Annotated in this window: 21 protein-coding genes; 5 read left to right on the top strand and 16 right to left on the bottom strand. The window is 64.5% G+C overall.

What is annotated here, in order from left to right; all coding sequences use genetic code 11:
* Positions 1-16: 16 nt before the first annotated feature.
* On the bottom strand, positions 17-931 hold the full coding sequence (locus KYT87_RS01270) for a LysR substrate-binding domain-containing protein (protein ID WP_219991565.1): 915 nt from the start codon (positions 929-931) through the stop codon (positions 17-19).
* Between the two features lie 122 nt (positions 932-1,053).
* Here KYT87_RS01270 and dkgB point away from each other — a divergent pair, with 122 nt between their 5' ends.
* Complete coding sequence (gene dkgB, locus KYT87_RS01265; RefSeq protein ID WP_046805332.1) at positions 1,054-1,857, top strand: 2,5-didehydrogluconate reductase DkgB; 804 nt, start codon at positions 1,054-1,056, stop codon at positions 1,855-1,857.
* A gap of 14 nt (positions 1,858-1,871) precedes the next feature.
* Here dkgB and KYT87_RS01260 read toward each other — a convergent pair whose 3' ends face one another.
* Genes KYT87_RS01260 through KYT87_RS01250 form a run of 3 tightly spaced genes read right to left on the bottom strand, consistent with a single transcriptional unit; the run spans position 1,872 to position 3,672 of the window.
* The gene (locus KYT87_RS01260) at positions 1,872-2,522 is read right to left on the bottom strand and encodes a DUF799 domain-containing protein (protein WP_046805331.1); all 651 of its coding nucleotides are present in this window, start codon (positions 2,520-2,522) and stop codon (positions 1,872-1,874) included.
* Positions 2,522-2,983, bottom strand: coding sequence for a DUF4810 domain-containing protein (locus tag KYT87_RS01255; RefSeq protein WP_046805330.1), 462 nt, complete (start codon positions 2,981-2,983; stop codon positions 2,522-2,524). Before KYT87_RS01255 ends, KYT87_RS01260 begins: the two co-directional genes overlap by 1 nt.
* An 11-nt stretch (positions 2,984-2,994) precedes the next feature.
* Positions 2,995-3,672 (bottom strand): CsgG/HfaB family protein, encoded by a 678-nt coding sequence (locus KYT87_RS01250; protein ID WP_046805329.1) that lies wholly within the window; start codon positions 3,670-3,672, stop codon positions 2,995-2,997.
* Between the two features lie 186 nt (positions 3,673-3,858).
* On the opposite strand from KYT87_RS01250, the gene KYT87_RS01245 reads away from it, so the two are divergent.
* Entirely contained in the window at positions 3,859-6,123 is a 2,265-nt protein-coding gene (locus KYT87_RS01245; protein WP_219991564.1) for an FdhF/YdeP family oxidoreductase, read from the top strand.
* On the opposite strand, the gene KYT87_RS01240 is transcribed toward KYT87_RS01245, so the two are convergent.
* The 3 genes from KYT87_RS01240 to KYT87_RS01230 form a co-directional block, all read right to left on the bottom strand.
* Positions 6,116-6,892, bottom strand: coding sequence for a fused MFS/spermidine synthase (locus KYT87_RS01240; protein ID WP_219991563.1), 777 nt, complete (start codon positions 6,890-6,892; stop codon positions 6,116-6,118). The two genes, KYT87_RS01245 and KYT87_RS01240, sit on opposite strands and share 8 nt — an antisense overlap.
* A 92-nt stretch (positions 6,893-6,984) precedes the next feature.
* On the bottom strand, positions 6,985-7,833 hold the full coding sequence (gene ppk2 / locus KYT87_RS01235) for a polyphosphate kinase 2 (protein ID WP_219991562.1): 849 nt from the start codon (positions 7,831-7,833) through the stop codon (positions 6,985-6,987).
* A gap of 128 nt (positions 7,834-7,961) precedes the next feature.
* Positions 7,962-8,879, bottom strand: a complete 918-nt coding sequence (locus tag KYT87_RS01230) for a helix-turn-helix domain-containing protein (RefSeq protein ID WP_219991561.1) — start codon at positions 8,877-8,879, stop codon at positions 7,962-7,964.
* A 165-nt stretch (positions 8,880-9,044) separates the two neighbouring features.
* Here KYT87_RS01230 and KYT87_RS01225 point away from each other — a divergent pair, with 165 nt between their 5' ends.
* The 3 genes from KYT87_RS01225 (at position 9,045) to KYT87_RS01215 (ending at position 12,278) form a co-directional block, all read left to right on the top strand.
* Positions 9,045-9,458 carry a DUF3302 domain-containing protein gene (locus KYT87_RS01225; protein WP_255593791.1) on the top strand — a complete coding sequence of 138 codons (414 nt, stop codon included), beginning with the start codon at positions 9,045-9,047 and terminating at the stop codon, positions 9,456-9,458.
* A gap of 81 nt (positions 9,459-9,539) precedes the next feature.
* Positions 9,540-10,682, top strand: coding sequence for an HlyD family secretion protein (locus tag KYT87_RS01220; protein ID WP_046805324.1), 1,143 nt, complete (start codon positions 9,540-9,542; stop codon positions 10,680-10,682).
* Between the two features lie 12 nt (positions 10,683-10,694).
* Positions 10,695-12,278 carry a TolC family protein gene (locus KYT87_RS01215; protein WP_219991560.1) on the top strand — a complete coding sequence of 528 codons (1,584 nt, stop codon included), beginning with the start codon at positions 10,695-10,697 and terminating at the stop codon, positions 12,276-12,278.
* Here the strand turns inward: KYT87_RS01215 and KYT87_RS01210 are convergent.
* From KYT87_RS01210 to KYT87_RS01170, 9 genes are all read right to left on the bottom strand, one after another.
* Positions 12,163-12,630: a carboxymuconolactone decarboxylase family protein gene (locus KYT87_RS01210; RefSeq protein WP_219991559.1), complete on the bottom strand. Its 468-nt coding sequence runs from the start codon at positions 12,628-12,630 to the stop codon at positions 12,163-12,165. The genes KYT87_RS01215 and KYT87_RS01210 overlap by 116 nt on opposite strands.
* 68 nt (positions 12,631-12,698) lie before the next feature.
* Positions 12,699-13,685: a tripartite tricarboxylate transporter substrate binding protein gene (locus KYT87_RS01205; protein ID WP_046805321.1), complete on the bottom strand. Its 987-nt coding sequence runs from the start codon at positions 13,683-13,685 to the stop codon at positions 12,699-12,701.
* A 72-nt stretch (positions 13,686-13,757) separates the two neighbouring features.
* On the bottom strand, positions 13,758-14,762 hold the full coding sequence (locus KYT87_RS01200) for a cyclase family protein (protein ID WP_219991558.1): 1,005 nt from the start codon (positions 14,760-14,762) through the stop codon (positions 13,758-13,760).
* Between the two features lie 141 nt (positions 14,763-14,903).
* Positions 14,904-16,100 (bottom strand): polysaccharide lyase family 1 protein, encoded by a 1,197-nt coding sequence (locus KYT87_RS01195; RefSeq protein ID WP_370512727.1) that lies wholly within the window; start codon positions 16,098-16,100, stop codon positions 14,904-14,906.
* Positions 16,101-16,124: 24 nt separating this feature from the next.
* Entirely contained in the window at positions 16,125-18,029 is a 1,905-nt protein-coding gene (locus KYT87_RS01190) for a tetratricopeptide repeat protein (RefSeq protein WP_219991557.1), read from the bottom strand.
* On the bottom strand, positions 18,022-19,221 hold the full coding sequence (locus KYT87_RS01185) for a sugar ABC transporter (RefSeq protein WP_240434022.1): 1,200 nt from the start codon (positions 19,219-19,221) through the stop codon (positions 18,022-18,024). Before KYT87_RS01185 ends, KYT87_RS01190 begins: the two co-directional genes overlap by 8 nt.
* The gene (locus KYT87_RS01180) at positions 19,175-19,891 is read right to left on the bottom strand and encodes an ATPase (RefSeq protein ID WP_046805317.1); all 717 of its coding nucleotides are present in this window, start codon (positions 19,889-19,891) and stop codon (positions 19,175-19,177) included. The genes KYT87_RS01185 and KYT87_RS01180 overlap by 47 nt, the downstream gene beginning before the upstream one ends.
* A 9-nt stretch (positions 19,892-19,900) precedes the next feature.
* On the bottom strand, positions 19,901-21,241 hold the full coding sequence (locus KYT87_RS01175; RefSeq protein WP_219991556.1) for an ABC transporter permease: 1,341 nt from the start codon (positions 21,239-21,241) through the stop codon (positions 19,901-19,903).
* Positions 21,242-21,248: 7 nt separating this feature from the next.
* On the bottom strand, positions 21,249-22,406 hold the full coding sequence (locus KYT87_RS01170; protein WP_046805315.1) for a polysaccharide biosynthesis/export family protein: 1,158 nt from the start codon (positions 22,404-22,406) through the stop codon (positions 21,249-21,251).
* Between the last annotated feature and the right edge of the window lie 27 nt (positions 22,407-22,433).

The following is a 22,433-nucleotide window of genomic DNA, read 5'->3' as shown; positions in this document are numbered from 1 at the left end:
CCATTGGACACATCTCTCACCGACCGGCAGGCTCCGAGAATCCATCAGGCCCGACCGTATCCACCACATAGTCGATGAACGATTTGATGCGTGATGAAATCGCGGTGTTGCGGTAGTACACCGCGTTGATCGGCTGCCTGACGTCTTGCGTCTGGCGCGGCAGCACCTGCTGCAACGCGCCCGCTTCGCGGTCGGCCCGCGTCATGAAATCCGACAGGCACACGATGCCGCCATGGTTCAGCGCCAGTTGCCGCAGCGTCTCGCCGCTGTGTGCGCGCACGCCGGGCTTGATGTGCAGCGCCTGCCCATCCGCATCCAGCAACGGCCATTCGTTCAACGACTCCGGCTGGCTGAACCCCAGCAGCATGTGGCGGGCGAGGTCGGCCACGCGCTTGGGCGTGCCGTGCTGCGCCAGATATGCCGGGCTGGCCAACACGCACACGCGGCTCTGACCCAGCGGCACCGCGTGCAGCGACGAATCCTTCAATCGGCCGATGCGGATGGCCAGGTCGGTGCGGCGTTCCAGCAGATCGATGTTGCCTTCGTTGCTGTTCAGTTCCAGCTCCACTTGCGGATACCGCTTGCGGTAGCCGGGCACCAGCGGCGCGATGACGTGCAGCATGAAGGGCGAGGCCGCGTCCACGCGCAACAACCCGGCGGGCTGATTGCGCCGCACATTCATCAGGTCTTCGGTTTCTTCGACCGCCGCAACGATGCGGCGCACCTGCTCAAGATACGCGCGGCCTTCTTCGGTCAGCGCCAGCCTGCGCGTGGTCCGGCGCATCAGCGTGGTTTGCAGCTTTTCTTCCAGCCGGCTCATGGTGCGGCTGGTGGCCGAGATGGTCTGGCCCAGCACCTCGGCGGCAGCGGTGATGGAGCCGCTATCCACCACGGCGATAAAGACCTGCATTTCGTCCAGCGTCGTTTTCATATTTGACGTTATATCAAAAGTATTTCGCCGATATGGGGCTTTTTGGGCAAGGATCCGGCGGGCACACTGGCTGCATTCCCGGGCCATGGGCGCCTGGATCTTTCCCCCTTTCGGAGTTTTACATGAGCATTCCCCGTTTTGGCGTCGGCACGTTCCGGCTGCAAGGACAAGTCGTCATTGATTCGGTGCGCAACGCGCTGGACGTGGGTTACCGCGCCATCGACACGGCGCAAATCTACGAGAACGAAGCGGACGTGGGCCAGGCCATTGCGCAATCGGGCGTGGCGCGCGATGCGCTGTTCATCACCACCAAGATCTGGGTGCCCAACACCGGGCGCGACAAGCTGGTGCCCAGCTTGAAGGACAGCCTGGCCAAGCTGCGAAGCGACTATGTGGACCTGACCTTGATCCACTGGCCCGCGCCGGGCAACGGCGTGTCCATCGACGAATGCATGACTGCGCTGGCCGAGGCGCGCGCGCAGGGGCTGACGCGCCAGATCGGTATCTCGAACTTTCCCATCGCGCAAACCCGCGCGGCCATCGCCGCCGTGGGCCGCGAGGCCATCGCCACCAATCAGATCGAGCTCAGCCCGTACTTGCAGAACGCCACGCTGACCGCGTTCCTGAAAGAGCAGGGCATCCACGTCACGTCGTACATGACGCTGGCGTATGGCCGGGTGCTGAAGGACCCGGTGATCCAGCAGATTGCGAAGCGACACAACGCCACGCCCGCCCAGGTGACGCTGGCCTGGGCGCTACAGCTGGGCTATTCGGTGATCCCGTCATCGACCAGGCGCGACAACCTGGCCAGCAACCTGCTGGCCCTGCAACTGCGCCTGACCGACGAAGACATGGCGCAAATCGCCACGCTGGAAAGAAACGGCCGCGAAGTCAGCCCCGAAGGGCTGGCCGCGGCCTGGGACTGATACGTCGGGCAGGATTACTGCGTGTCGTAGCGCGGGGAGCGCGGCCCGTACAGGATGCCGCCGGGCTGGCCCGCGCTGAGCAGCATGTGGTTGGTCGTGCCGGCCACGCCATAGCTGCGATCCGACAGCGTGTTGACGATCTGGTCCACCATCGCCTGCACCAGCATGCCGATCAGGCCGCCACTGCTGTTGCTGGCCTGCACCACCTGCTTGCTGCCCGACCACAGCTTGGCGCCGTTGCGCAGGTCGATCAGTTCGGCATCGATGGCCACCGTGACGTTGCTGGACACTACGGCATAGCTGGCGCCGTACTGCTTTACCGTCATGTACAAGGCCGCGTCGGCGCCGAAGATCTCGCGCAGCTTGGCGCCGGGCAGCCCGTGGATTTCATCCGGGGAGCTCAGGCCGTTCTGCTTGAAGGTTTCGTCCATGACACCGACCGGGATCACGTAGTAGCCCGATTCCGCCAGGGGCCGCGTGGCCTGCGACAGCACGGCGGCCGTGGCGGCCACGTCCACGGACGTGTTCAGCGGCGGCAGCACCAGGATCGACGCCGGCTTGCTTTCGCGGAAAGCGGTGTAGTCCACGTGCTGCTGCGGCGCGACGCAACCGGCCAGCATGGCGACGGCGGCCAACAGGCCGATTCGGAACAAGCGGGTCATCATCACGATCCCTTCTTCAAGGCTGCCGCATCGGCGGATGCCGGGGTGGCGGACGTGGCGTCAACGGACGCCGCGGGCTTGCCGACGTTGCGCATCAGGAAGTCCATGAACGGCGTGGATTCCGGAAAAGCCACCTTCTCGCTTTGCAGTTGCTCCACGCCCTTGTCGCCGTCACCCATCTTCAGGTACAGCATGCCCAGGTGCGCGCGAAAGCCCGGCGGCAACTCAACATTGGCCGCACGCGCGGTTTCAATGTTCTTTTCCAGGGCTTGAGCCTGCACCGCGTTATCCGACCCGTCTTCCTTCAGATACGCATAGACAGACGGCTGATAGGCCTGCCAGCTGTACATCGATTTGGGCTGCTGCACGCATGCACTCAAGAGACCCACCGCGGCGGCTACCGCCAAACCGCGCCCGGCGCGCGCAAGCGCATCCGGGCGACGCATCGCCTGTAGTTTCAACATGGCAAGTCTCCTTAGTTGGCGGAAGGCTGCCAGGCGCCTTGCTCGATGCCGTCGACCAGGCGGTCCACCGCCTCACGGATGGCCAGGTCCAGGACCTTGCCGTTCAGGGTGGAGTCGTAGCTGGCGGTGCCGCCAAAGCCGATGACTTCGCGGTTCGACAGGCTGTACTCGCCCGCGCCCGATGCCGAATACACCACTTCGGACGTCGTCACGTCGACCACGTTCAGGTCCACCTTGGCGTACGCCACTTGTTCCTTGCCACGGCCCAGGATGCCGAACAGCTGCTGGTCGCCGGTGACCTTGCGGCCGAACGCGGTGACGTCGCCGGTCACGACATAGCGCGCGCCCTTGATCTGGTTGGCCTTTTTGTTGAAGCCGGCTTCCTGCTTGATTTCGGAGAGGTTGTCGCGGTCCATGACCTGGAAGCGACCGCTGCGCTGAAGATGGCTGACCACGATCGTCTTGGCCTGGCCGCCCAGACGGTCGACGCCGTCCGAGAACACGCCACGCAGATAGTTGGTGCGGTTATCGAATTTACCGACCGAGATCGGGCTGCGCACGCCTTGATACGGCTTGGCCGCCGCCTGCGTGGCCGGCACCACCAGCGCTTGCGAGCGCTCGGTGGCGCAACCGGAAATTGCCGCCGCCAACACGGCCAGCGCGCCCATCTTTACGACCTTGTTCAACATCTTCTTCTCCTGCCGGCGCCACCGCAGTCGCGGCGGGCAAGCCTCTAATCGTTATTGAATCGAGCCGGCATTATAAGCAAATGAATAGTTTTGTCACAAATTGAAATAACGAGACTTTTGGCGCGACATGCGGTATTCAGCAAAAAACGTTTAAAACGTGGCCGTTGTTTTGAAAAAAGTGAATTCATGAAGCCACGCAACCTGACCGGCATCCATCGCTACGACGCACCCGCAGGCGGCTGGGGCGCGCTCAAGGCCACGGCGCAAGCCGTCGCCGACCAGATGCGCATCGCCGAAGCGCCCGTGCTGCTGTTGCGCACCAACAAGCCCGACGGCTTTGACTGCCCCGGCTGCGCGTGGCCCGACAAGGCGCACACGTCGACCTTCCAGTTCTGCGAAAACGGCGCCAAGGCCGTCACGTGGGAAGCCACCAAGAAGCGCGTCACGCCCGAGTTCTTTGCCGCGCATACCGTCACCGAACTGCTGACCTGGAGCGACCACGACCTGGAAGACGCCGGCCGCCTGACGCACCCCCTGGCGTACGACGCGGCCAGCGACACGTATCAAGCCATCGGCTGGGACGCCGCGTTCGCCCGCATCGGCGCCACGTTGTCGGCATTGCCCGACCCCGACATGGTCGAGTTCTACACGTCGGGCCGCGCCTCGAACGAAGCCGCCTTTCTCTTCAGCGTGTTCGCGCGCGAGCTGGGCACCAACAACTTTCCCGATTGCTCGAACATGTGCCACGAGGCCACCAGCGTCGGCCTGCCGCAAGCCATCGGCATCGGCAAGGGCACGGTATCGCTGGACGACTTCGACACGTGTGACCTCATCATCTCGATGGGCCACAACCCGGGCACCAACCATCCGCGCATGATGGGCACCTTGCACGAGTGCGCGCGGCGCGGCGTGCCCATCATCGTGTTCAACCCCTTGCGCGAGCGCGCGCTGGAACGCTTTGCCGATCCGCAGAACCCGGTCGAGATGGGCACGCTGGGGTCTACCCGCATCGCCTCCACGTATTACCAGGTGAAGGTCGGCGGCGACGCGGCCGCGCTCAAGGGCATCATGAAGGCGCTGGTGGCGGCGGACCGCGACGCGCCCGGCGTGCTGGACCATGACTTCATTGCCCAGCACACGGAAGGCTTCGACGACTATGTGCAGGACCTGGACGACACCCCGTGGCACGACATCGAAGCGGCCAGCGGCCTGTCCCGCGCGGACCTGGAGGCCGTGGCCACCGCCTACGCCAGATCAAATGCCACCATCGTGACCTACGGCATGGGCATCACGCAGCACGCGCGCGGCACCCAAAACGTGCAGCAGATTGCCGCGCTGCTGCTCATGCGCGGCAACTTCGGCAAGCCGGGCGCCGGCATCTGCCCGTTGCGCGGGCATTCCAACGTGCAGGGCAATCGCACGGTGGGCATCACGGAAAAGATCGATCCGGTGATGTTCGACAATTTTGAAAAGACGTTTGGTTTCCGCCCGCCCGAGCGCCACGGCCACGACGCCGTGGACGCGATGAAGGCCATGGTCGACGGCTCGGCGCGCGCGCTGATCTGCCTGGGCGGCAACCTGGCGATGGCGCTGTCCGACACCGACCAGTGCGAAGCCGGCATGCGCCGGCTGGACCTGGCGGTACACATGAACACGAAGCTGAACCGCTCGCACCTGCTGATCGGCCGCGAGTCGATCATCCTGCCGGTGCTGGGCCGCACCGAAAGCGACGTGCAGGCCGGCGGCGCGCAGTCGATCACGGTCGAGGATTCCATGTCGATGGTGCATGCCTCGCGCGGCAAGCTGGCGCCGGCCTCGGAACACCTGCGTTCCGAACCCGCCATCATCGCCGCCATGGCCGCTGCCACGCTGCCGCACAGCCGCGTGCCATGGCTGCACCTGGTGGAAGACTACGGCCGCATCCGCGACCTGATCGAACAGGTGTACCCGGACTTCCGGGGCTACAACGAACGCATCCTGAAGCCCGGTGGCTTTCGCTTGCCGTTGCCGCCCACGGAACGCATCTGGAAGACGCCGTCCGGCAAGGCGCGGTTCCTGCCGTTCAAGGGCCTGCGCGAAGACCCGGCCGCAGCGTCCGACACGCTGACGCTGACCACGCTGCGCAGCCACGATCAATACAACACCACCATCTACGGGCTGGACGACCGCTATCGCGGCGTGTTCGGACGGCGCGACGTGCTGTTCATGAACGCGGCCGACCTGGCGCGCCTTGGCCTGGAACATGGGGACGAGGTAGACATCAACACCGGCCTGCCGGGCGAATCGCACCGCCATCTTCGGCTGACCGCCATTGCCTACGACATTGCGCCCGGGTCCGTCGGCGCGTACTACCCGGAAGCCAACAACCTTTGCCCGCTGGACTACCAGGACAAGCAAAGCGGCACGCCCAGCTACAAGTCCATCCCCGTGCGGATCCGCAAGGCTATCTGAGTTCCAGCGTGGCCCCGATGACGCGCAGCGTCGGCATCAGCTGACGCCACGCGTCGCGGGGGATGGCGGCGGGACGCTTCAATTCGGCCGCGGCCGGATCGTTCAGCAAGTCGCCCTTGCAGGCGAACACGACACTGTTGGTCATGTCGTCATCCACCACTTCAAACATTGACGAGCCGAACGAGGCCCGCACGCGCGCCAGGTACTCGTGATGCATCGGGTGGTTCACGTGGTAGTTGATGACCAGGATGCCGTTCTCGCGCAGTGCGCGATGGCAGTCGGCGTAGAACGCTTCGGAACACAGCGCATCCGGAATGCCACCCACGCCATAGCCGTCCAGGAAAATCACATCGGCATGGTCCGACAGGCCGCGCAAGTGGTCGGCCGCGTCGGCCTGCACCACGCGAAAGCGGACGTTGTCGGGTGGCACCATGAAGGCCTCGCGCAGGGCGATGACGGCGGGGTCGATCTCGACCACTTCAATGTCGGCACCGGCCAGGTAGCGATAGCAGAATTTGGGCAGCGAGCCGCCGCCCAGGCCCACCATCAGGATGCGCGCGGGCTCGGGGTTGAACAGCACGAAGCCCATCATCATGCGCGTGTATTCGATTTCCAGCGCGTCGGGATTCAGCAGCGACATGCTGCTTTGGATTTCTTTCTGAGTGAAATGCAGCATGCGCCGCGTGCCCACGTTCTGGACGAAAGGCCGGTGGATGGCTTGGGGCTCGTCGGACGGGGTGGTCGGCGCGGAAGGTACGTGGTCGGACATGGGGCGGGTGGCGTCTGCCTATGCATCTACATAAAAAACAGACACAAGATACCACTCGCCCCGGACGCTCGGGTTTGGCGGCCGCCGAATTCCTAGAACACAGTCGGAACGCTGCGGACCGCGCGCTCGGGCTCGCGGTAGCCCTGCGGCTTTTGCCGCTTGGGCAGCGTTATCTTTGCCCGGGGCAGCGCCTTGTACGGAATGCTCTTGAGCAGGTGGCTGATGATATTGAGCCGCACCCGTCTTTTGTTATTGGAATCCGCCACGAACCAAGGCGCGTAGTCCGTGTCCGTTTGCGCGAACATCTCGTCGCGGGCGCGCGAATAGTCATACCAATGGCTGTACGAATCCAGATCCAGCTTGGACAGCTTCCAGATTTTCCGCTCGTCGTGAATACGCGCCTGTAGCCGCCGCGTCTGCTCGGCCTCACTGACTTCCAGCCAGTACTTGATCAGGATCACGCCGGAATCGATGATGGCGCGCTCGACCAGCGGCACCGCTTTCAAGAACGCCTTGGCCTGGCTTTTGGTGCAGAACCCCATGACGCGTTCCACGCCGGCGCGGTTGTACCAACTGCGGTCGAAAATCACGATTTCGCCGGCCGCCGGCAAATGCGGCAGATAGCGTTGCACGTACATCTGCGTTTTTTCGCGGTCGGTGGGCGACGGCAGCGCCACCACGCGAAAGACCCGTGGGCTGACCCGCTCGGTAATGGCCTTGATGGTGCCGCCCTTGCCCGCGCCGTCGCGCCCTTCGAACAGGATGCAGACCTTTGCCCCGCTGTGCACCACCCATTGCTGAAGCTTGACCAGTTCAACATGAAGCTTGGCCAGTTCGCGCTCGTACTTCTTTGCCGACAACCCCGCGACACCGGGCGCGCCGTTTTCAAGTGCGGCGCTGACGGGTTCGTCCTTTGCGATTGCTTTTTCGGTTTTCATCATCTCGCTCCTTGATCGGCCCATCGGGCATTGTGAGCCGAGTCGCAATTGAAGGTCCATGATGATTCCGGCGAAAAATCGTCAGGTTCGAATCACCAGAATCGCGCCCCGTGCGCACGGCGTTCGCACCGTTATTGCGGATGAAAACGATTGCGCGTTGCGGAAGGCGTTTCAAGGAACAGCGCGCGGTATTGCGCCGCGGAATGCGTGGAATAGGGATAGCCATGCTGCAAGAAGCAGTCGGCCACCGTCATCCGTTTGTCCTCGCCTGATGCCAGGTCCCAATACACGTCGTGAAGCTTGCGCAGGCAAAGATAATGTCCTGGGCCCATGCCGAAACACGTTTGGAAGAAGTCGCGCAAACCGCGCTCGCTGATTTTCAGGCCCCGGCGTATGTCTTCGACGTGGGCGTTCTCATTACGCTCGCGAAAGACCGTCAGCGTGGCGTCGCACAACCATGCCAGCGATGACGAGGGGCGGCCCTTGCACCGGTCGTGCGGCAAACGACAGGCCATCAGGTCAAACAGCCGGCGTTCGATCAAGCGGCGGCCGATCGCCGGCGGACAAGCCGGGGTCATCGCCATCAGGGCCGCTTCGCGCAGGGCGCCCCATTGCAGGGGGTCTGTTTTTTCCATGCCGCCTGTACTACGCCAACGCCTGAGCGTCTGCGCCAGCAGGCCATCGCCTGTGAACAGCTCGGCATCAACCGGCAACGCGATACTGATCCATTCGTTGGGCCCTGCCGCGCGAAAGACGTAACCCTTGCCCGGCGCCAGGATGCCCAGCGCCGCCGCATTCAAGGGCGCCCCATTCAGCCAGGCCTGGCAGGGAGAAGGCTGCGACAACAGCAACGTCAGGTGAGTAGACCGGCACACCGCTTCGCACACGTTTGAAACGGCGGCGCTACCCTGCTGGAGGTCGATGCCGTCAATGTCGAAACGGCTGATACGCCACCCCCCGCCCCCGCTTCCCAAGAGAAATACGCGTGCCTGGGCGTCGAAGATGGCGTCGGCGTAGGAATCGAACGACTTGAAATGATGAAGATCCATCTGTTTCCCCTGGCAAGGTACCGACGACGTGGATCTGACAACATATTGCCGAAATTAGCATAGACACATGCTTGGGTCACTGGCGAAAATCAATTTGCTGTTTCGCAATAAGCCACCTTGGCAACGGTTGAGTTATTGGCATCCCATAGGGAAAAGGGGCGCGAAATGTCTTTAGCCCGTTCACGACATGGATTTGCCGTGGCCTTTGCCGTTGCTGCCGCAATGGCGCCGGGCACCGGGCACGCCGCGGCGGGCCATTGGGAAGACGCCATCGCCGACGTGCTGGTCTGGGTGGTGCTGGTTCTGGTGCCCATCCTGGCCGTCTGGATATTCTGGAAGCTGCACGTCCTGCCGGAAGTCATCGCCGAAAAGCGCCACCACCCGCAAGCCGAAGCCATCAAATCGCTATGCCTTTTATCCCTGGCGTTCGGCGGCATGCTGTGGCCCTTTGCCTGGCTGTGGGCGCACACCAAACCCATCGGTTATCAGATGGCGTATGGCCGCGACACGCACCATGAGGCGCCGGTCACCACGCCCGCCGCCGATCTACCGCCCCCTCCATCCCGACCCGACGGTTGATGACCGGCGCGCCAAAGGGGTACGTGTCGCGTGGGCGTGTTTGCGCGACATGTGGATGCCGCACTTGTCCAGGAGGTTTGCATGCTTGAACTCATTGCTCTCTTCTACGGCGTGCTGGTGTGGCTGATCTTCATCAAGCTGAAGCTGCTGCCCTGGAATATTCAATCGCAGGTCGGCGTGGTGGCTGTGGGTGCGGCTGGCCTGACCGCACTTATTTTCATCATCAACGTCGTCACGCCTTCGTCCGCTGAATTGCGCGTGACCAACTACGTCGTCGAAGTCGTTCCCCGCGTGACCGGTCGCGTGGTTGAAATTGCCGTCGAAGGCAATCGACTGATCAAGAAGGGCGACGTGCTGCTGCGCCTGGACGACGAGCCCTATCGTTTGAAATTGCGGCAACTGGAAGCCAAGCTGATCGATGCGCAGGCCACGCAGCAATCGCTGGACCGGGATTTGTCCTCGGCCAAGGCGATGACGGCGGCGGCGTTGGCGCAGGTCGATCTGGCGCGCATGCGGCTGCGCCAAAGCACCGCGCTGGCCGCGCGCGGCGCCGGTAGTCAATACGACGTGCAGAGCTTTCAAAGCGAGCTAAAGGTACGCCAAGCCAACTGGGAAGCCGCGCGCGAAGCGGAACAAAAAATCCGCCTGAACATCGGCGCCATGTACGAAGGCGACCAGGCCGCCGTGGCGCAGGTGAAAGCCGAACTGGACACGGCCAAGTGGGAGCTGGCGCAAACCACGCTGTATGCCCCGGCGGACGGATACGCCATCAACCTGCAAGCGCGCGTGGGCTCGTATGCCGCCGCGATCCCCTTGCGGCCCATCATGTCGTTCGTTGAAACCTCGCAGCAGGTCATCGCGTTCTTCGATCAAAACCAACTGACCAAGGTCAAGCCGGGCGACGAGGTCGAGGTGTCCTTGCGCACCATCCCCGGCCGCGTGTTCAAAGGCAGCGTCGATTCCATTGTGTGGGCCACATCACAAGGCCAGTTCCAGGCGTCCGGCGCCTTGCCGGGCACCACGGCGGAAGGCGCCAGCGCCGCCGCGCCGATGCAATACGCGGTGCGCATAGACCTGCAAGCGCCCGAGGACATCATGTTTGCGATGGGCGCGCGAGGCAACGCCGCCATCTACACAGACAGCCTGCGCGCGCTGCATATGGTGCGCAAAGTCATCTTCCGCGTGTCGTCCAAACTGGACTACCTGGTTCTCAAGCTGCACTGACCGGCCTTGCCTATGTCCGCGCCCCCGACCCTTCTTTCCCGCGCGCTGCCCCTGGCATGCATGGCCATGTTGATGGCCGGCTGCGCCAACCTGAACCGGCCGGCAGACGATGCCATGGTCAAGGACGCCATGGCCGGTACCGATGTGCCGCCGGCGTGGACGACCAGCGCGCAGGCTGCCGCGTTCGAGCCCGCGTGGGCGGGGTTTCCGCGGACAGGCACCTTGCAAGCGCTGATCGAGGAAGCGCTTGCTAATAATGTGGACCTGCGCGTGGCGGCCAGCCGGATGCAGCAGGCCGCGCACCAGGCGCGGCTGGCGGGCGCATCGTTGCTGCCCACGGTAGGCATTGGCGCACGCGCGGCCACGGACCCGACGCCGGGCAGTGCGTTTTCCGCCAACGGCTACGCCGTCCTGATGAACTGGGAGCTGGACCTGTGGGGCAGGGCAAGGGCCGAGAAACTGTCCGGCGAGGCGGGCTACCGGTCATCGGAAGCCGACTACGCCTACGCGCGCCAGTCCATCGGGGCATTGACCGCAAAAAGCTGGCTCGCGGCGCTGGAGGCAAGCGGGCAGCTTGCGCTGGCTCGCGAACTGGAAAGTGCAACAAGCGACCAGCTCAAGCTGATCCAATACCGTCGCAGTATCGGCCGGGTCGGTGAATTTGAAGTGGCGCAGTGGTCCGAGCAGGTGGCCGCGGCGGCGGACGTGGTGGCCCAGCGCGAACTGGCGCGGGTGCAAGCGCTGCGCGCGTTGGAATTGATGTTGGGACGCTACCCCGCCGGCGTCGCGCAGGCGGACGAAGCCATTCCCGATTCGCCCGCGCCGCTGGCGCCCGGCTTGCCGCTGGCGCTGCTGGACCGCAGGCCTGACCTGGTGGCCGCGCGCGAACGCCTCGTGGCGGCCTTTTTCGGCGCCGAGGAAGCCAAGGCAGCGCGCCTGCCCACCATTGCGATATTTGCCGGCGCGGGGCGCTTTACCAAAGACTATTCCGGCTTGGCCACCAGCATGCAAAGCTGGGTCTTCCCCGTGGGCGCCTCGTTGGCCTGGCCGCTATTTGACGCCGGCCGTCGCCAGATCACGCTCGAATTGCGCACGGAACAACAGCGGGAAGCGCTGGCGTTGTACGCGCGCGCCATCCTGGGCGCCATGGCCGAAGTGGAAAACGGCTTGACCGGCGAGCAGCAGTTGGCGATGCGAGAGCAATCGCTGCAACGCCAGTATTCCGAAAGCCGCCGCGCGCTGGCGTTGGCGCAGGTGCAACGCCAGATCGGCCAGTTTGACGACTTCGACGTATTGCAGCGCAAGCGCGACGCGCTGCGCGTGCAAAGCGACCTGATGCACGTGCGCGCCGAAAGGCTGGTGCAGCGCGTGAACCTGCATCTGGCGCTGGGCGGACGCTTCGAGTCGGATGCGCCGACGACCCCCGCGACGCCAGCGTCAACGCAAAGCAGCCCCGACGCCGATCAGGCCGCGTCGCACGCTACGGCTGCGGCTGCGAGCCCGCGCCAAACAGATCCGCTTGCCGGGGGTCCGCCGACGCCAGGTCATAGCCAATCTGCGCAGCCACCTCACGCAAAATATTCTGCGCCAGATTGAACGCCGTATTGGCCGCCGGCACGCCGGCGTAGATGGCATTCTGCAACAGCACTTCTTTCAACTCATCGGGCGTCAGGCGCGACTCATCCGGCGCGGTCAGCGCGGCGCGCACGTGCAGCTCGAATTCTTCCCAGCGGCCCAGCGACAGCGTCACGGCCAGCACCATCATGCGGCGCGCCTTGTGCGGCAAGCCCGGACGGCTCCAGATATCGTGCCACGCGTAACGCGTGATCATGTTCTGGTAGTCGGCGGTGAACGTGGTGGCGCGGTCCAGCGAACGCTGCACCCATTCGTCACCCAACACAGCGCGGCGGTTCGCCAGGCCGCGCTCGAAGTCTTCTTCTCGGCTCATCGTGTGCTTCTCCCTGCAACGGGTTGACAAGGGAACGGGCCAACGCCGCGCCCGTTCCCGTCGGTGGATCAGTTCACCGTGATGTTATTGGCTTTCACGACCTCGGCCCAACGCACTTGCTCGGCGTCGACGAACTTGGCAAAGTCGGCGGCACTGCTGCCCACGGGGGTCAGGCCCAGCTTGGCCAGCTTGTCGCGCGTTTCGGGACGCGCCAGCGCCTTTTGCACCAGGTCTTGCAGCTTGGCGACCACTTCCGGGCTGGAGCCGGCGGGCAGGAACAGGCCGTTCCATTCGACCACGTCAAAATTCTTGATGCCGGCTTCGCCGACCGTGGCCACATTGGGCAATTCCGGCATGCGCTTGGCCGAGGACACGGCCAGCGCCTTGAGCTTGCCGCCGCTGACGTAGTTCAGGCTGGATGCCGCGTTGGCGAAGTACACGTCCACCTGTCCGCCCATGACGTCCACGATGGCCGGCGCGCCGCCCTTGTAGGGCACGTGCACCACGTTCACGTCCGCGTCCTTCTTGAGCAGTTCAGCAGCCATCTGCGCCAGGCTGCCGGGGCCGTACGAGGCAAAGGTGTACTTGCCGGGGTTGGCACGCGCGGCCTTGATGAAGTCGGGCAGGTTGTTGAACGCCGAGCCCGGCGCCGCCACCAGGATGTTGGGCACGCTGACCGCTTGCGAGACCGGCACGAAGTCCTTCTTCGCGTCGTAGGGCAGCTTGCGCAGCACCGGGTTGATCGAGAACGCGGACGCGTCGAACAGCACCGTGTAGCCGTCCGGCTTGGCGCGTGCCACGAAGGCCGCACCGATCGAGCCGCTGGCGCCGCCCTTGTTTTCGATCACGACGCTTTGGCCGGCTACTTCGCTCATGCCCTGGGCGATGATGCGCGCGGCGTTGTCAGCGCCGCCGCCGGCGGAATACGGCACCACCATCGTGATGGGCTGCTCGGGATAGCCGGCGGCGTTGGCCGCGCCGACTGCGCCGACCAGGCCGATGGCCGCAACCAGCGGACGCAATGCGGCCAAGGCCGCGAAACGGGTCTTCTTCATGTGTGCTCCTCACAACTCCCCGACGGGGATATTCGATTGATGATGAATCGTTGCGCGATCCGCCTGACGGGGTCAGACGGTCGCGATGGGGTTGACCGGCGCGCCGACCAGACCGGGCACGTACATGGGTGCGGCGGTCAGGAAGAAAGCGTGTCGGCCATGCTGGCGCAGCCAGTGCGCCAGCGGGGTCAGATGCCAGAGCTCGCCCAGTGGCAGGCCCAGCTTGAAGAGGCATTGTTCGTGCAAGGGCAGTAGCGGCCCGGGGCCTGCGTCCAGCTGATGGTTGCGCAGTTCCACGGCGTGGTTGTCCGCCGCGATGGCGGCAATGCGGCTGTCCTTGATCCAGGCCAGCAGTTGCGCGTCCGCGCCGTCCAGCACGCAGCAGCTGGTCTTGAGCCGTTCCTGTTCGTGCTCGCCCAGCGTCAACGCCAGGTCGGCCAGGCCAGTGTGCAGGCACAGCACGTCGCCGGGCCGCACTTGCACCGCGTCGGCCTCGATCACGTCCATGAGGTCGCGGTACGACACCTTGCGTTGTTCATCGCCAAAGCGGGCGCGCAGGTCAACCATCACGCCGCGCCCCTGGATGCCATGGCGCGCCATCGGCGCGATGGACAGGTCTTGCGTGCCGGTGAAGTTGTCGGTGGAAGGCTCGCTGACGGTAAAGCCGTTGTACCCGGTGGGCCGCGGCTGGCCCGTACCGTGGGCGTCATACATCGAGCCCACATGGCCCAGTGCGTCCCATTGCGTGGAGTACTGCGGCGACAGCGTGACGCGGTCGTCGCTGACGACGTCGGTGGCGCCGGGCACGTCCAGGCCCAGGGGATATCGGTACACCGGCACGCCGTTTTTCTCGGCGGGCTGGATCGACGGCCCCTTGCGGCGCGGGTTCAGCACGGGCGCGCGCGGCACTGTCAACGGCAAGCTGAGCGAAAACGAAATCCCGGTCTTGATTTCAGCGACGGCGGCCAGACGCGCCTGGCTGTCCAGGTGGTTCAGCGTGCCCAACTGGTCGTCGTGGCCGAAATCGCCCCAGTTCGAACCCTGCGGGCGGCGCAGGTATCGTGGTGTTTGACTCATGGTCACTGTCCCCTCGTCCTTGGCGGGACGAATTTGTAAACGTTGTTACGCTTATTGCAACACGTTGCGTCGCAATTTCAGGGGGACAACAACCCGGGTGTATCTCAGAGTGGACAGTTTTTTGTCGCGCAGCCTTGACGCCTAGCCGCCGCAGCCAGACCCGGTTCTTGATGCAGGCAGGGGCGTATCGCCACCGGTGTTGCCGGCAAACTTGCGGATCTTGTCGGCCAATTCCGGCGTCGGGTGCTCGTAGCCGTAACAATACGGCGGCGTCGGGGCGGCATCGGGTCGGTAGTCCTGCAACACCGGCTTGGCATCGCCCAGGTACAGGTTGTCTTTCAGGCGCAGGAAGGCTTTGTAGTCGCGCGTGTAGCCGTGCTGCGACTTCAATTTCTCGTACGCGCCGCGATCCGACTCGCCGTTGTCCAGCGCGCTGCGTTTGGCGGCAATGGGAATGTAGTGGCAGTAATTGACGTTGACGCCTTCCACCGTGGGAAAGAATTCGGGCTCGACGCACTTGCGCTGCGCCGTGTTGTTGAAGATGTTGCCTTCGACCAGCGCCTTGGCTTCCAGGCTGAAGCTCATGCCGTAGAAATCCCAGTCTTCAAGCAGGTTGTTGAACAGGTGGAACGTGCCGAACTGCCCGCGCGGATTGCGCTGCACGGTGTTGAAGAAATAGTTGTGATGCAGCGTCACGCGGGCGATCGAATCACGTTCGTAGTTCTGGAACAGATTCTTGGACGTGATGTTGTTCAGCAGCATGACCTTGTTCGAGTTATGGAACTTGGTCCATGAAATTGTCACGTCGGTGGACCCGTTCTTCACGTTCAGCAGCCGGTCCGACATGCGCGACAGATCCATATGGTCCACCCACACATCGCGGCTGCCATTGGCCACGTTCACGGCCTGCGTCAGCCGGTTCAGGCGGCCGTCGATGGTCAGGTGCGTCAGGATGACGTTCTGCACGCCGTACACGCCCAGCCCGTCGTCGATCAAGGCAACGCGCTTGCCGCGCCCGTCGATCGTCACGTTCGAGGGCACGCGCAGCTGCTTGTCCAGCACGATCGTCATATCGGATGCGAAGCGGATCCAGGTCGGACCCTTCTTGGCTTGCGCCAGCGCGGCGCGCAAGGTGCCCGGCCCCGAATCCTGGTCGGACGTCACCTCGATGAACTTGCCGCCCAGGCCGCCCGTGGCCTTGGCGCCGTAGCCTTCGCGTTGAGACAGCAGCGATGAAACGAGCGGGCAGTGTTCGTCCGGGCTGGGGCAGGCTTCATTCGCGGCCGCCACCCCGCCTTGCAGCAGGGCCACGGCAAGCAGCCAACGCATCGTTTTCATTGCAGACTTCATCAAGGCTTGTTCCTATTGCTGCGCGGAGCGATCCGCTGACTGCACATGACGCCAGATGCCGCCGCTCAAGCGCAGATTTTCAGGGGGGCCGGCCACGTGTTCGCGCAACCGTTCGAAATACGCCTTCTGCCATCGCAGCGCGTAGGCGTCCGCGTCTTCGCCAGGATTGGCCGCCGGCAGCATGGCCAGCGTGTACGTCACCTGGCCGTTTTCCCAGCGCGGCGCGTAGAACACCGACGGCACGCCCATGCGATGCGCCAGGTGCGACGCAAAGCTGGAATACGTTACTTCCTGACCTTCGAAGGTGGTGCGGGGCGCGGCGGGATTCGCCGCGCCGTCGATGGCCAGGCACAGCACGAAGCCCGAGTTGATGGCGCGCATGCAGGCCTTGGCCACCTGCGCCTCGGTTTGATCGGCGGTGGAAATCAAGGCCGTGGCATAGCTGCTTTGGGCCACCGTGGGCGCGGTGGCGAGCCAGCGCGACGGAATGCCCAGAAGCTCCAGCGCCATCAGCCCGGCATACATGGGGCCGACGTGCGCGGTCGCCACCACCACGCCCTTGCCGGCCGCAAGCAGCGGCGCGAAAAAGCGCTCGCCGGTATCCAGTTCGCCCAGCAACTGCATGGCCTCTTCGACATCGTCTTCGCGGCATTCCAGCCAGTCGAACAGCAGATGGTCGATCATGTGGCCCCAGCGCGCGCGGCGTTCCCAATCCGCGCGGTCCGCATTGGCGTCGCCGCGCAGCGACCACGCCCAATCCAGCCGCGCCTGTGGAATCGGCGCCATGTGCAGCCGCTGCTCCATCTGCGCCATGGCGTCCTGGAAGGTCTTGGGCAGGTGTGCGCTGCGCGTGGCGACGTACTTCGTGTACAGCGCCTCGGCCTCTTGCTTGCGGCCCGCCTGCGACAGCGCCCCGATGGCCGAGCGCTGCCAGATCAGCTTGTCGGGAGACTTCTCGACAAGCTTCAACATCTGCTCGGCGGCCTTGTCGTACTCCAAGGTGTAGCGCAGCGCACGTGCATACAAAGCACGCGTCTGCTCCAGCTCGGGCGCCAGTTCAATGGCCTGCGCCAACGGCGCCGCGGCCTCCTTGTAGCGGCCGGCACGCAGCAGGGTTTCGCCGTACAGCGTCAACAGCCGCACGTCCGTGGGCGCGGCGGCCAGGCCCGTTTCAAAATGGGTCAGCGCGTGCACCTTGCGGTCATCCTCAGTCGCACGCCGCAGATGCGCCATGCCCAACGACGCGCGCAAGGCGGGGCTGTCGTGGCCGGCGTTCAGCGCCCGGTCGCCCAGTTCAATCGCCGCCTGGGCGCGCTCGTCTTCCAGCAATGCGCGCACGGCCATCGTGGCCACGCGTTCATTCGGCAGCTGCGCGGGGTCCAGGCTTGCGGCGATGTCGGCGGCCTGGGCCGTGTCGCCATTACGCGCAAAGGCCATCATCCAGGCATACGCCTCGGCGGGCTCGTCGCGCGCCATGGACACCGTGGCGCGTGCGACCTCGGCGGCGTCCGTCACGCGGCCCGCCTGCACGCGCAACTGGATGCGCGCGGCGTGGTGCAATCCGTTGGCGGGCTCGATGCCGGCCGCGGCATCCACCTCGGCAATAGCGCGGTCCCACTGCTTGGTGCGGCCCAGCAGGCTGGCCAGCAGGCGGCGGTCATCGGCGCGGGCCGGGTACGCCGCAATCAGCGTTTCCAGGGCGGCGATGGCGGGCGCGAGCTTCGCTTCGCGCATCCAGGGCGCGACCAGCAGGCGGCGCACATCGCGCCAGCCCTCGTTCGTCTTCGCCAGCGCCGGGCCCAGTCTTGCCAACTGGCCGGCGGGTTCGTCGGCCGCCAGAATGTCGCGGATGACTTCGCGCAGCTGCGTGGTGGCGTCGGCCTGGGCGCGGCGTTCTTCAATAGCGGTATCAACCATGGCGCAGCCCCCGCAACAATGCCATTGCCACGCGCGACACAAACATCAGCACAAAGCCTAGCGCCAGCGCTTGCAGCAACAGGATGGCGGTACGCGGGCTGCTGGGGCGGTCCGTGGGCACCGGCTGCGCGATGATGGACAGATAGCGTTGCAGGCGCAGCGCGTCCGTCATCGCCTGTTGGTACGACTGCTGCGCCAGCGTCAGGTTGGAATCCGCGAACGCCTGGGTGTTACGCAGCGCCTCGTAGGACTTGAGCTGCTTGGCTTCGGCATTGCCGTCGCCGCTGAGGCGACGACGCACCGACGCAATGCGCTTTTGCAATGCCACCACCTGCATCTGGGCGGGCTTGAGCATGAAGTGGTCCTTGTTTTCCAACGCGCGGATCTTGTCCAGATTGATCTGCGCGCTGCTCAGTTCGGTTTCCAGCTGGCTGGACAGGTTCAACAGCATGGCCACCGTGGCCGTCGGGTCGATGTTGCCGTGCGTGGTTCGCCACGCCGTCAAGGCTTCGCGCGCGGCCAGCGCCTTTTGCTCGGCAAGCCTGACCGACTCTTCGCTGACCTTCAGCTTGTCGGCCACGCCTTTCTCGTTCATCGAGCTGACGAATTCTTCGGCCAGGCCGATCAGCGCCTTGGACAGCATCGCGGCATCTTCCGGCGAGAACGCGCTGACGCGCAGCACGTCGATCTGCTCCAGGGCGTTGAACGAGACGTGTACCGCCGACTGATAGGCGCGGTACAGGTCATCTTCGCTGGAATCTTCGGCCAGGTGGTTGAAGGGGTCGATACCCGTGTGGATCAGGTACTGGCGCAGGCCGACCTTCTTGTCCAGCTGTTGCATGGCATCGCGCGATTTCAGGAAATCGCTGACCGCCCAGCCGTCGACAAAGCCGCCCAGCATGCCGCCCATGTTGCCCGTGGTCAGCAAGCTTGCCGCGCCGCCTCCGCCGCCTTGCTGGCCGGAGCCCGACTGCACGAAAAAGCGCGATTCCGCTTCGTAGCGTGGGGTGGCGACGCACAGCACATAGACCAGCGCCAGCGCCACCGGCGCAATGACGATGAACGCGTTGATCCAGCGGTGGCGCCGGCGTTCGCGCAGCGCAGCCTGCCGTTCGCGACGGCGGCGTTCGATTTCGGAGCCGCCCTCAGATCCCGAGCTGGCTGTCTTCGAAGCCGCCTCCGAAGACGTCATCGCCGGTGCCGGAGTCGCTTCGAGATCGTCGCGGGGGGTATTTGCTGAGGCATTGGTCGAGGTCGTCTTCGATGCTGAGAGCGCTTCGTTCATAAATCAAGCCTTTGAGGCAGTAGTCCGCCATCTGGTTCTGGCGATAGCTAGAGAGAATGAGGGTCCGGCCGATCAACCGCTCTTCGAACAGGGCCAGCCAGAGCCGGGTGAACCGGCAGGGTTCGAAAGGGATGGCCCCTTCGATCACGTAAACGTCGAAAGCCGGCGCCAGCGCCAGGGCGAACGAGAATTCCTGCCGTGCGTAAAGCGGCCAATGTTCCATGGGTTTGGCCAGCACCTTGGGGTCGCTGATCAGGTCCGCGACCAGTTCGTGCGTGGCTTCGATATCGATTTCGTACATCTCGCAGACGAAGTCGATGATGGATAGCCCGTTGGCCTTGCCCCGGATAAAACCTTGCCGCCCAATCGCCCACGACACATTGCCGTCGTGCTTGACGAAGCCCTGGCGCGGCGGCCTCAGATTGCACAACACGTCGACAATCTGGCGGTGCATCTCGGGCGTATGCGACAGCAGGGCGTAGCGCCCGACGGGTATGTCGAGCGTGGCGTTGGCCAGCAGCGGTTGCCGGCTGCCAAAGGCATAGGGTTCGTCAGTGACGCCATTCAGATGAATCATCTGGCCCCCTTACATCGGCTGGACATTGGGGCGTGCAAGACGCTCGGCCGCCAGGGCGACCACCATCATGAACACCAATGCCGTCAGGAAATAGCCCAGGCTGGCATCGTGGGAATCGTAGGCCGCGAAGTAAGCCGAACGCAGCAGCTGCATGCCGTGCGCGAACGGCGACCACAGAATCCATGGGCGCAGATGCTCGGGCAACTGCTCCGACACGAAGAACACGCTGGAGAATATCTGCAAGCCCCGTTCGATGACGGGCGCCAGGCGCAGGAAGAAATGCCAGAAGGTCGCGATTGACCCGAACAGCACGCCCATCGCCGACCCGCAGCAGCCCATCAGCACCACGAAAAGAATAAAGCCCGCCCAGCTTTCCGGCAGCGTGATGAGTCCCAGCGCGTGGCCCGCGCTGATCAGCACGGCGAACACCACCAGGTACACCGATACGTAGATCATCGCCTGCACCAGCGCGCACATCAGCGGGGTGACGCCCTGGAAGTTCAGCAGCCCGCGCGCCGAGATATAGGCGGTACTGCTTCGGAAAACGATCTGCCGGAACATGATCCATGTGGTGGCTCCCAACAGCGAAAACGTTTGCACGTCCATGCCAAGAATGAAGTGCGTGCCCATCAGGATGTACAGCGACGAGATCAACGTCAGCAGTACGACAGGGCCGACCAGCGCCCACAGCAGCGCGATGCGGCTTTCGCCGTGGATCACGCGCAGCTGATACACGAACAGCGCCATCAGCGTGCGCCCCACGGGCTGCCCACGGCCGGCACTGCCCGGATGGTGCCCCTCATGCAGCACCTGCAAGCGCTGCCGCAGGATGGCAAGATCCGCGGCCTCGCCCTGCGGCAATTCGATTTCCAGCGCGATGTCGTTGCGCGACGCATGGCGGCGCGCATCGCGCGCCTCGTCCTGCTTGCGCCGTTCGACGCGCCGTGCATGCGCCGCCGCCAGCCGTTCGTCTTCCGCGATCAGCTTGGCGGGCATGTAGCCCGACGCGAAGACATCCACGCCCGCGCGGATATCCGTTTCCAGCAGGCGCACGATCAGGCGCAGCCGCCGCCGTGAAAAATCGGCCAGCGTCTCGTCGACCTTGCCGCGCGCGATCTCCGCGTCCAGCTCGGCCTGCACCGCTTCGTACACCGCCCGGCGGGCGGCAACGGAATCGTGCGGCTCGCCCAGCAGCCGCGCAAGCAATGGCTTGAGCAGCACGCTGGGCGTGGCCTTGGCTTCAAACAGCGTGGCCGGGTCCAGGCGCCACGCATCGACGCCCGAACCCACCGCGTAGTTACTGTCCTTGCGGCGGTTACGCCACCCCTTGATCCGATCCTCGTTACTCATCGACACGCTATTGGGTCACGCCGGAAGAGCTGGAGCCCGAATCGCTATCGATCGCACGCGTGGCGCTGAAGCCCGCGCTCATGGTGACGCGGAAGGCCGACAGCACCTTCTGCACCTGCGTGAACGGCGCGTCCGAAATGTAGATGGCCTGCCCTTCATGCACGGTGAATTCACGCGCCAACGCCACTTGCTCGGGCCGCGTCAGGTCAAACTGATACACCACCGGCAGCATGTCCGGCTTGCCGGCCACACCGGCCTTGGCGGGCGTGAACAGGAACACGGAACGCGGGTCGGCCAGCTTGTCGTCCAGGCCACGCGAATCGGCCAGCGCGTCCAGCACCGAGTAATTGCGCTTGCTGATCGCCACGCGGCCCTGGTTGCCCGCCGCGCCCAGCACGGTCAGGTACTCGCGCGAGTCGTAGGCGGTAATGACATCACCCGGCCGCAGCAGAATGTCGTTGTTCTGATTGCGGTAGATGTCCGACAGACGCACCGAGGCCACCTGGTTGTCGCGGCGCAGGCTGATGACCAGTTGCTCGGGGTTGGTCTGCACCGGCGCGGCCTGCGCCAGCGCGCTGCTCAGGCGCTGCGCGGTCTGCGTGATCGGGTACATGCCGGGCTTGGTCAGGTTGCCCTGCACCGTCACCATCTGGCCGCGCGCATCGGTCACGCGGGTGACGCTGACGTCCGCGCCCACCACCAGCTTGGCCAGGCGGGCAACGACGGAATCATGCAGCTGCGCCAGCGTCAGCCCTTCTGCGCGGAACTTGCCCAGGATGGGGAAATAGACGTTGCCCGACCGGTCGATCTCCTGGTTGCCCAGGTCGCTGACGCCGGACGGGTCCGCCGCGAATACGCCCAGCCCGCCGCGTTCCCACACGCGCACGTTGATGCCGTCGCCAGGCACCAGGCGGTCGAAGCCGGCTTGGGTCAGGTCGCGATAGCGGACCGGAAAGTCCGCCACGTCAGGCACCCTGCTGGCTTGCACCAGTTCGCGCGAGGCGGGCATCACGATAACGTCCTTGTCGTCGTGTGCCCCCGTCATTTCGCTCAACATCGGACCGGAACGCGGCAGCTGGCAGCCCGAAAGTGAAAGTGCGGCCAGCACCACCATGGCGAAGGCCGCGTTGCGCCGCAGGCCGAAAGCCGGGACGTTCATGTGCATAAAACCCTTAAATCTATTGGACCTTGA

Source organism: Achromobacter sp. ES-001 (genome assembly GCF_019448355.1).
GTDB classification, from domain to species: Bacteria; Pseudomonadota; Gammaproteobacteria; order Burkholderiales; family Burkholderiaceae_B; genus Achromobacter; species Achromobacter spanius_B.
The sequence above is the reverse complement of the archived record's forward strand: the minus strand, read 5'-3'. Positions and strand labels throughout refer to the sequence as shown.

Coding starts and splice junctions, on each gene's coding strand:
- KYT87_RS01225 (WP_255593791.1), top strand. CDS start 9,045: ATGTCTTTAGCCCGTTCACGACATGGATTTGCCGTGGCCTTTGCCGTT.
- dkgB (WP_046805332.1), top strand. CDS start 1,054: ATGAGCATTCCCCGTTTTGGCGTCGGCACGTTCCGGCTGCAAGGACAA.
- KYT87_RS01255 (WP_046805330.1), bottom strand. CDS start 2,983: ATGTTGAAACTACAGGCGATGCGTCGCCCGGATGCGCTTGCGCGCGCC.
- KYT87_RS01220 (WP_046805324.1), top strand. CDS start 9,540: ATGCTTGAACTCATTGCTCTCTTCTACGGCGTGCTGGTGTGGCTGATC.
- KYT87_RS01175 (WP_219991556.1), bottom strand. CDS start 21,241: ATGAGTAACGAGGATCGGATCAAGGGGTGGCGTAACCGCCGCAAGGAC.
- KYT87_RS01215 (WP_219991560.1), top strand. CDS start 10,695: ATGTCCGCGCCCCCGACCCTTCTTTCCCGCGCGCTGCCCCTGGCATGC.
- KYT87_RS01195 (WP_370512727.1), bottom strand. CDS start 16,100: ATGAAAACGATGCGTTGGCTGCTTGCCGTGGCCCTGCTGCAAGGCGGG.
- KYT87_RS01205 (WP_046805321.1), bottom strand. CDS start 13,685: ATGAAGAAGACCCGTTTCGCGGCCTTGGCCGCATTGCGTCCGCTGGTT.
- KYT87_RS01185 (WP_240434022.1), bottom strand. CDS start 19,221: ATGACGTCTTCGGAGGCGGCTTCGAAGACAGCCAGCTCGGGATCTGAG.
- KYT87_RS01230 (WP_219991561.1), bottom strand. CDS start 8,879: ATGGATCTTCATCATTTCAAGTCGTTCGATTCCTACGCCGACGCCATC.
- KYT87_RS01200 (WP_219991558.1), bottom strand. CDS start 14,762: ATGAGTCAAACACCACGATACCTGCGCCGCCCGCAGGGTTCGAACTGG.
- KYT87_RS01210 (WP_219991559.1), bottom strand. CDS start 12,630: ATGAGCCGAGAAGAAGACTTCGAGCGCGGCCTGGCGAACCGCCGCGCT.
- KYT87_RS01260 (WP_046805331.1), bottom strand. CDS start 2,522: ATGATGACCCGCTTGTTCCGAATCGGCCTGTTGGCCGCCGTCGCCATG.
- KYT87_RS01170 (WP_046805315.1), bottom strand. CDS start 22,406: ATGCACATGAACGTCCCGGCTTTCGGCCTGCGGCGCAACGCGGCCTTC.
- KYT87_RS01270 (WP_219991565.1), bottom strand. CDS start 931: ATGAAAACGACGCTGGACGAAATGCAGGTCTTTATCGCCGTGGTGGAT.
- KYT87_RS01245 (WP_219991564.1), top strand. CDS start 3,859: ATGAAGCCACGCAACCTGACCGGCATCCATCGCTACGACGCACCCGCA.
- KYT87_RS01180 (WP_046805317.1), bottom strand. CDS start 19,891: ATGATTCATCTGAATGGCGTCACTGACGAACCCTATGCCTTTGGCAGC.
- ppk2 (WP_219991562.1), bottom strand. CDS start 7,833: ATGATGAAAACCGAAAAAGCAATCGCAAAGGACGAACCCGTCAGCGCC.
- KYT87_RS01240 (WP_219991563.1), bottom strand. CDS start 6,892: ATGTCCGACCACGTACCTTCCGCGCCGACCACCCCGTCCGACGAGCCC.
- KYT87_RS01250 (WP_046805329.1), bottom strand. CDS start 3,672: ATGTTGAACAAGGTCGTAAAGATGGGCGCGCTGGCCGTGTTGGCGGCG.
- KYT87_RS01190 (WP_219991557.1), bottom strand. CDS start 18,029: ATGGTTGATACCGCTATTGAAGAACGCCGCGCCCAGGCCGACGCCACC.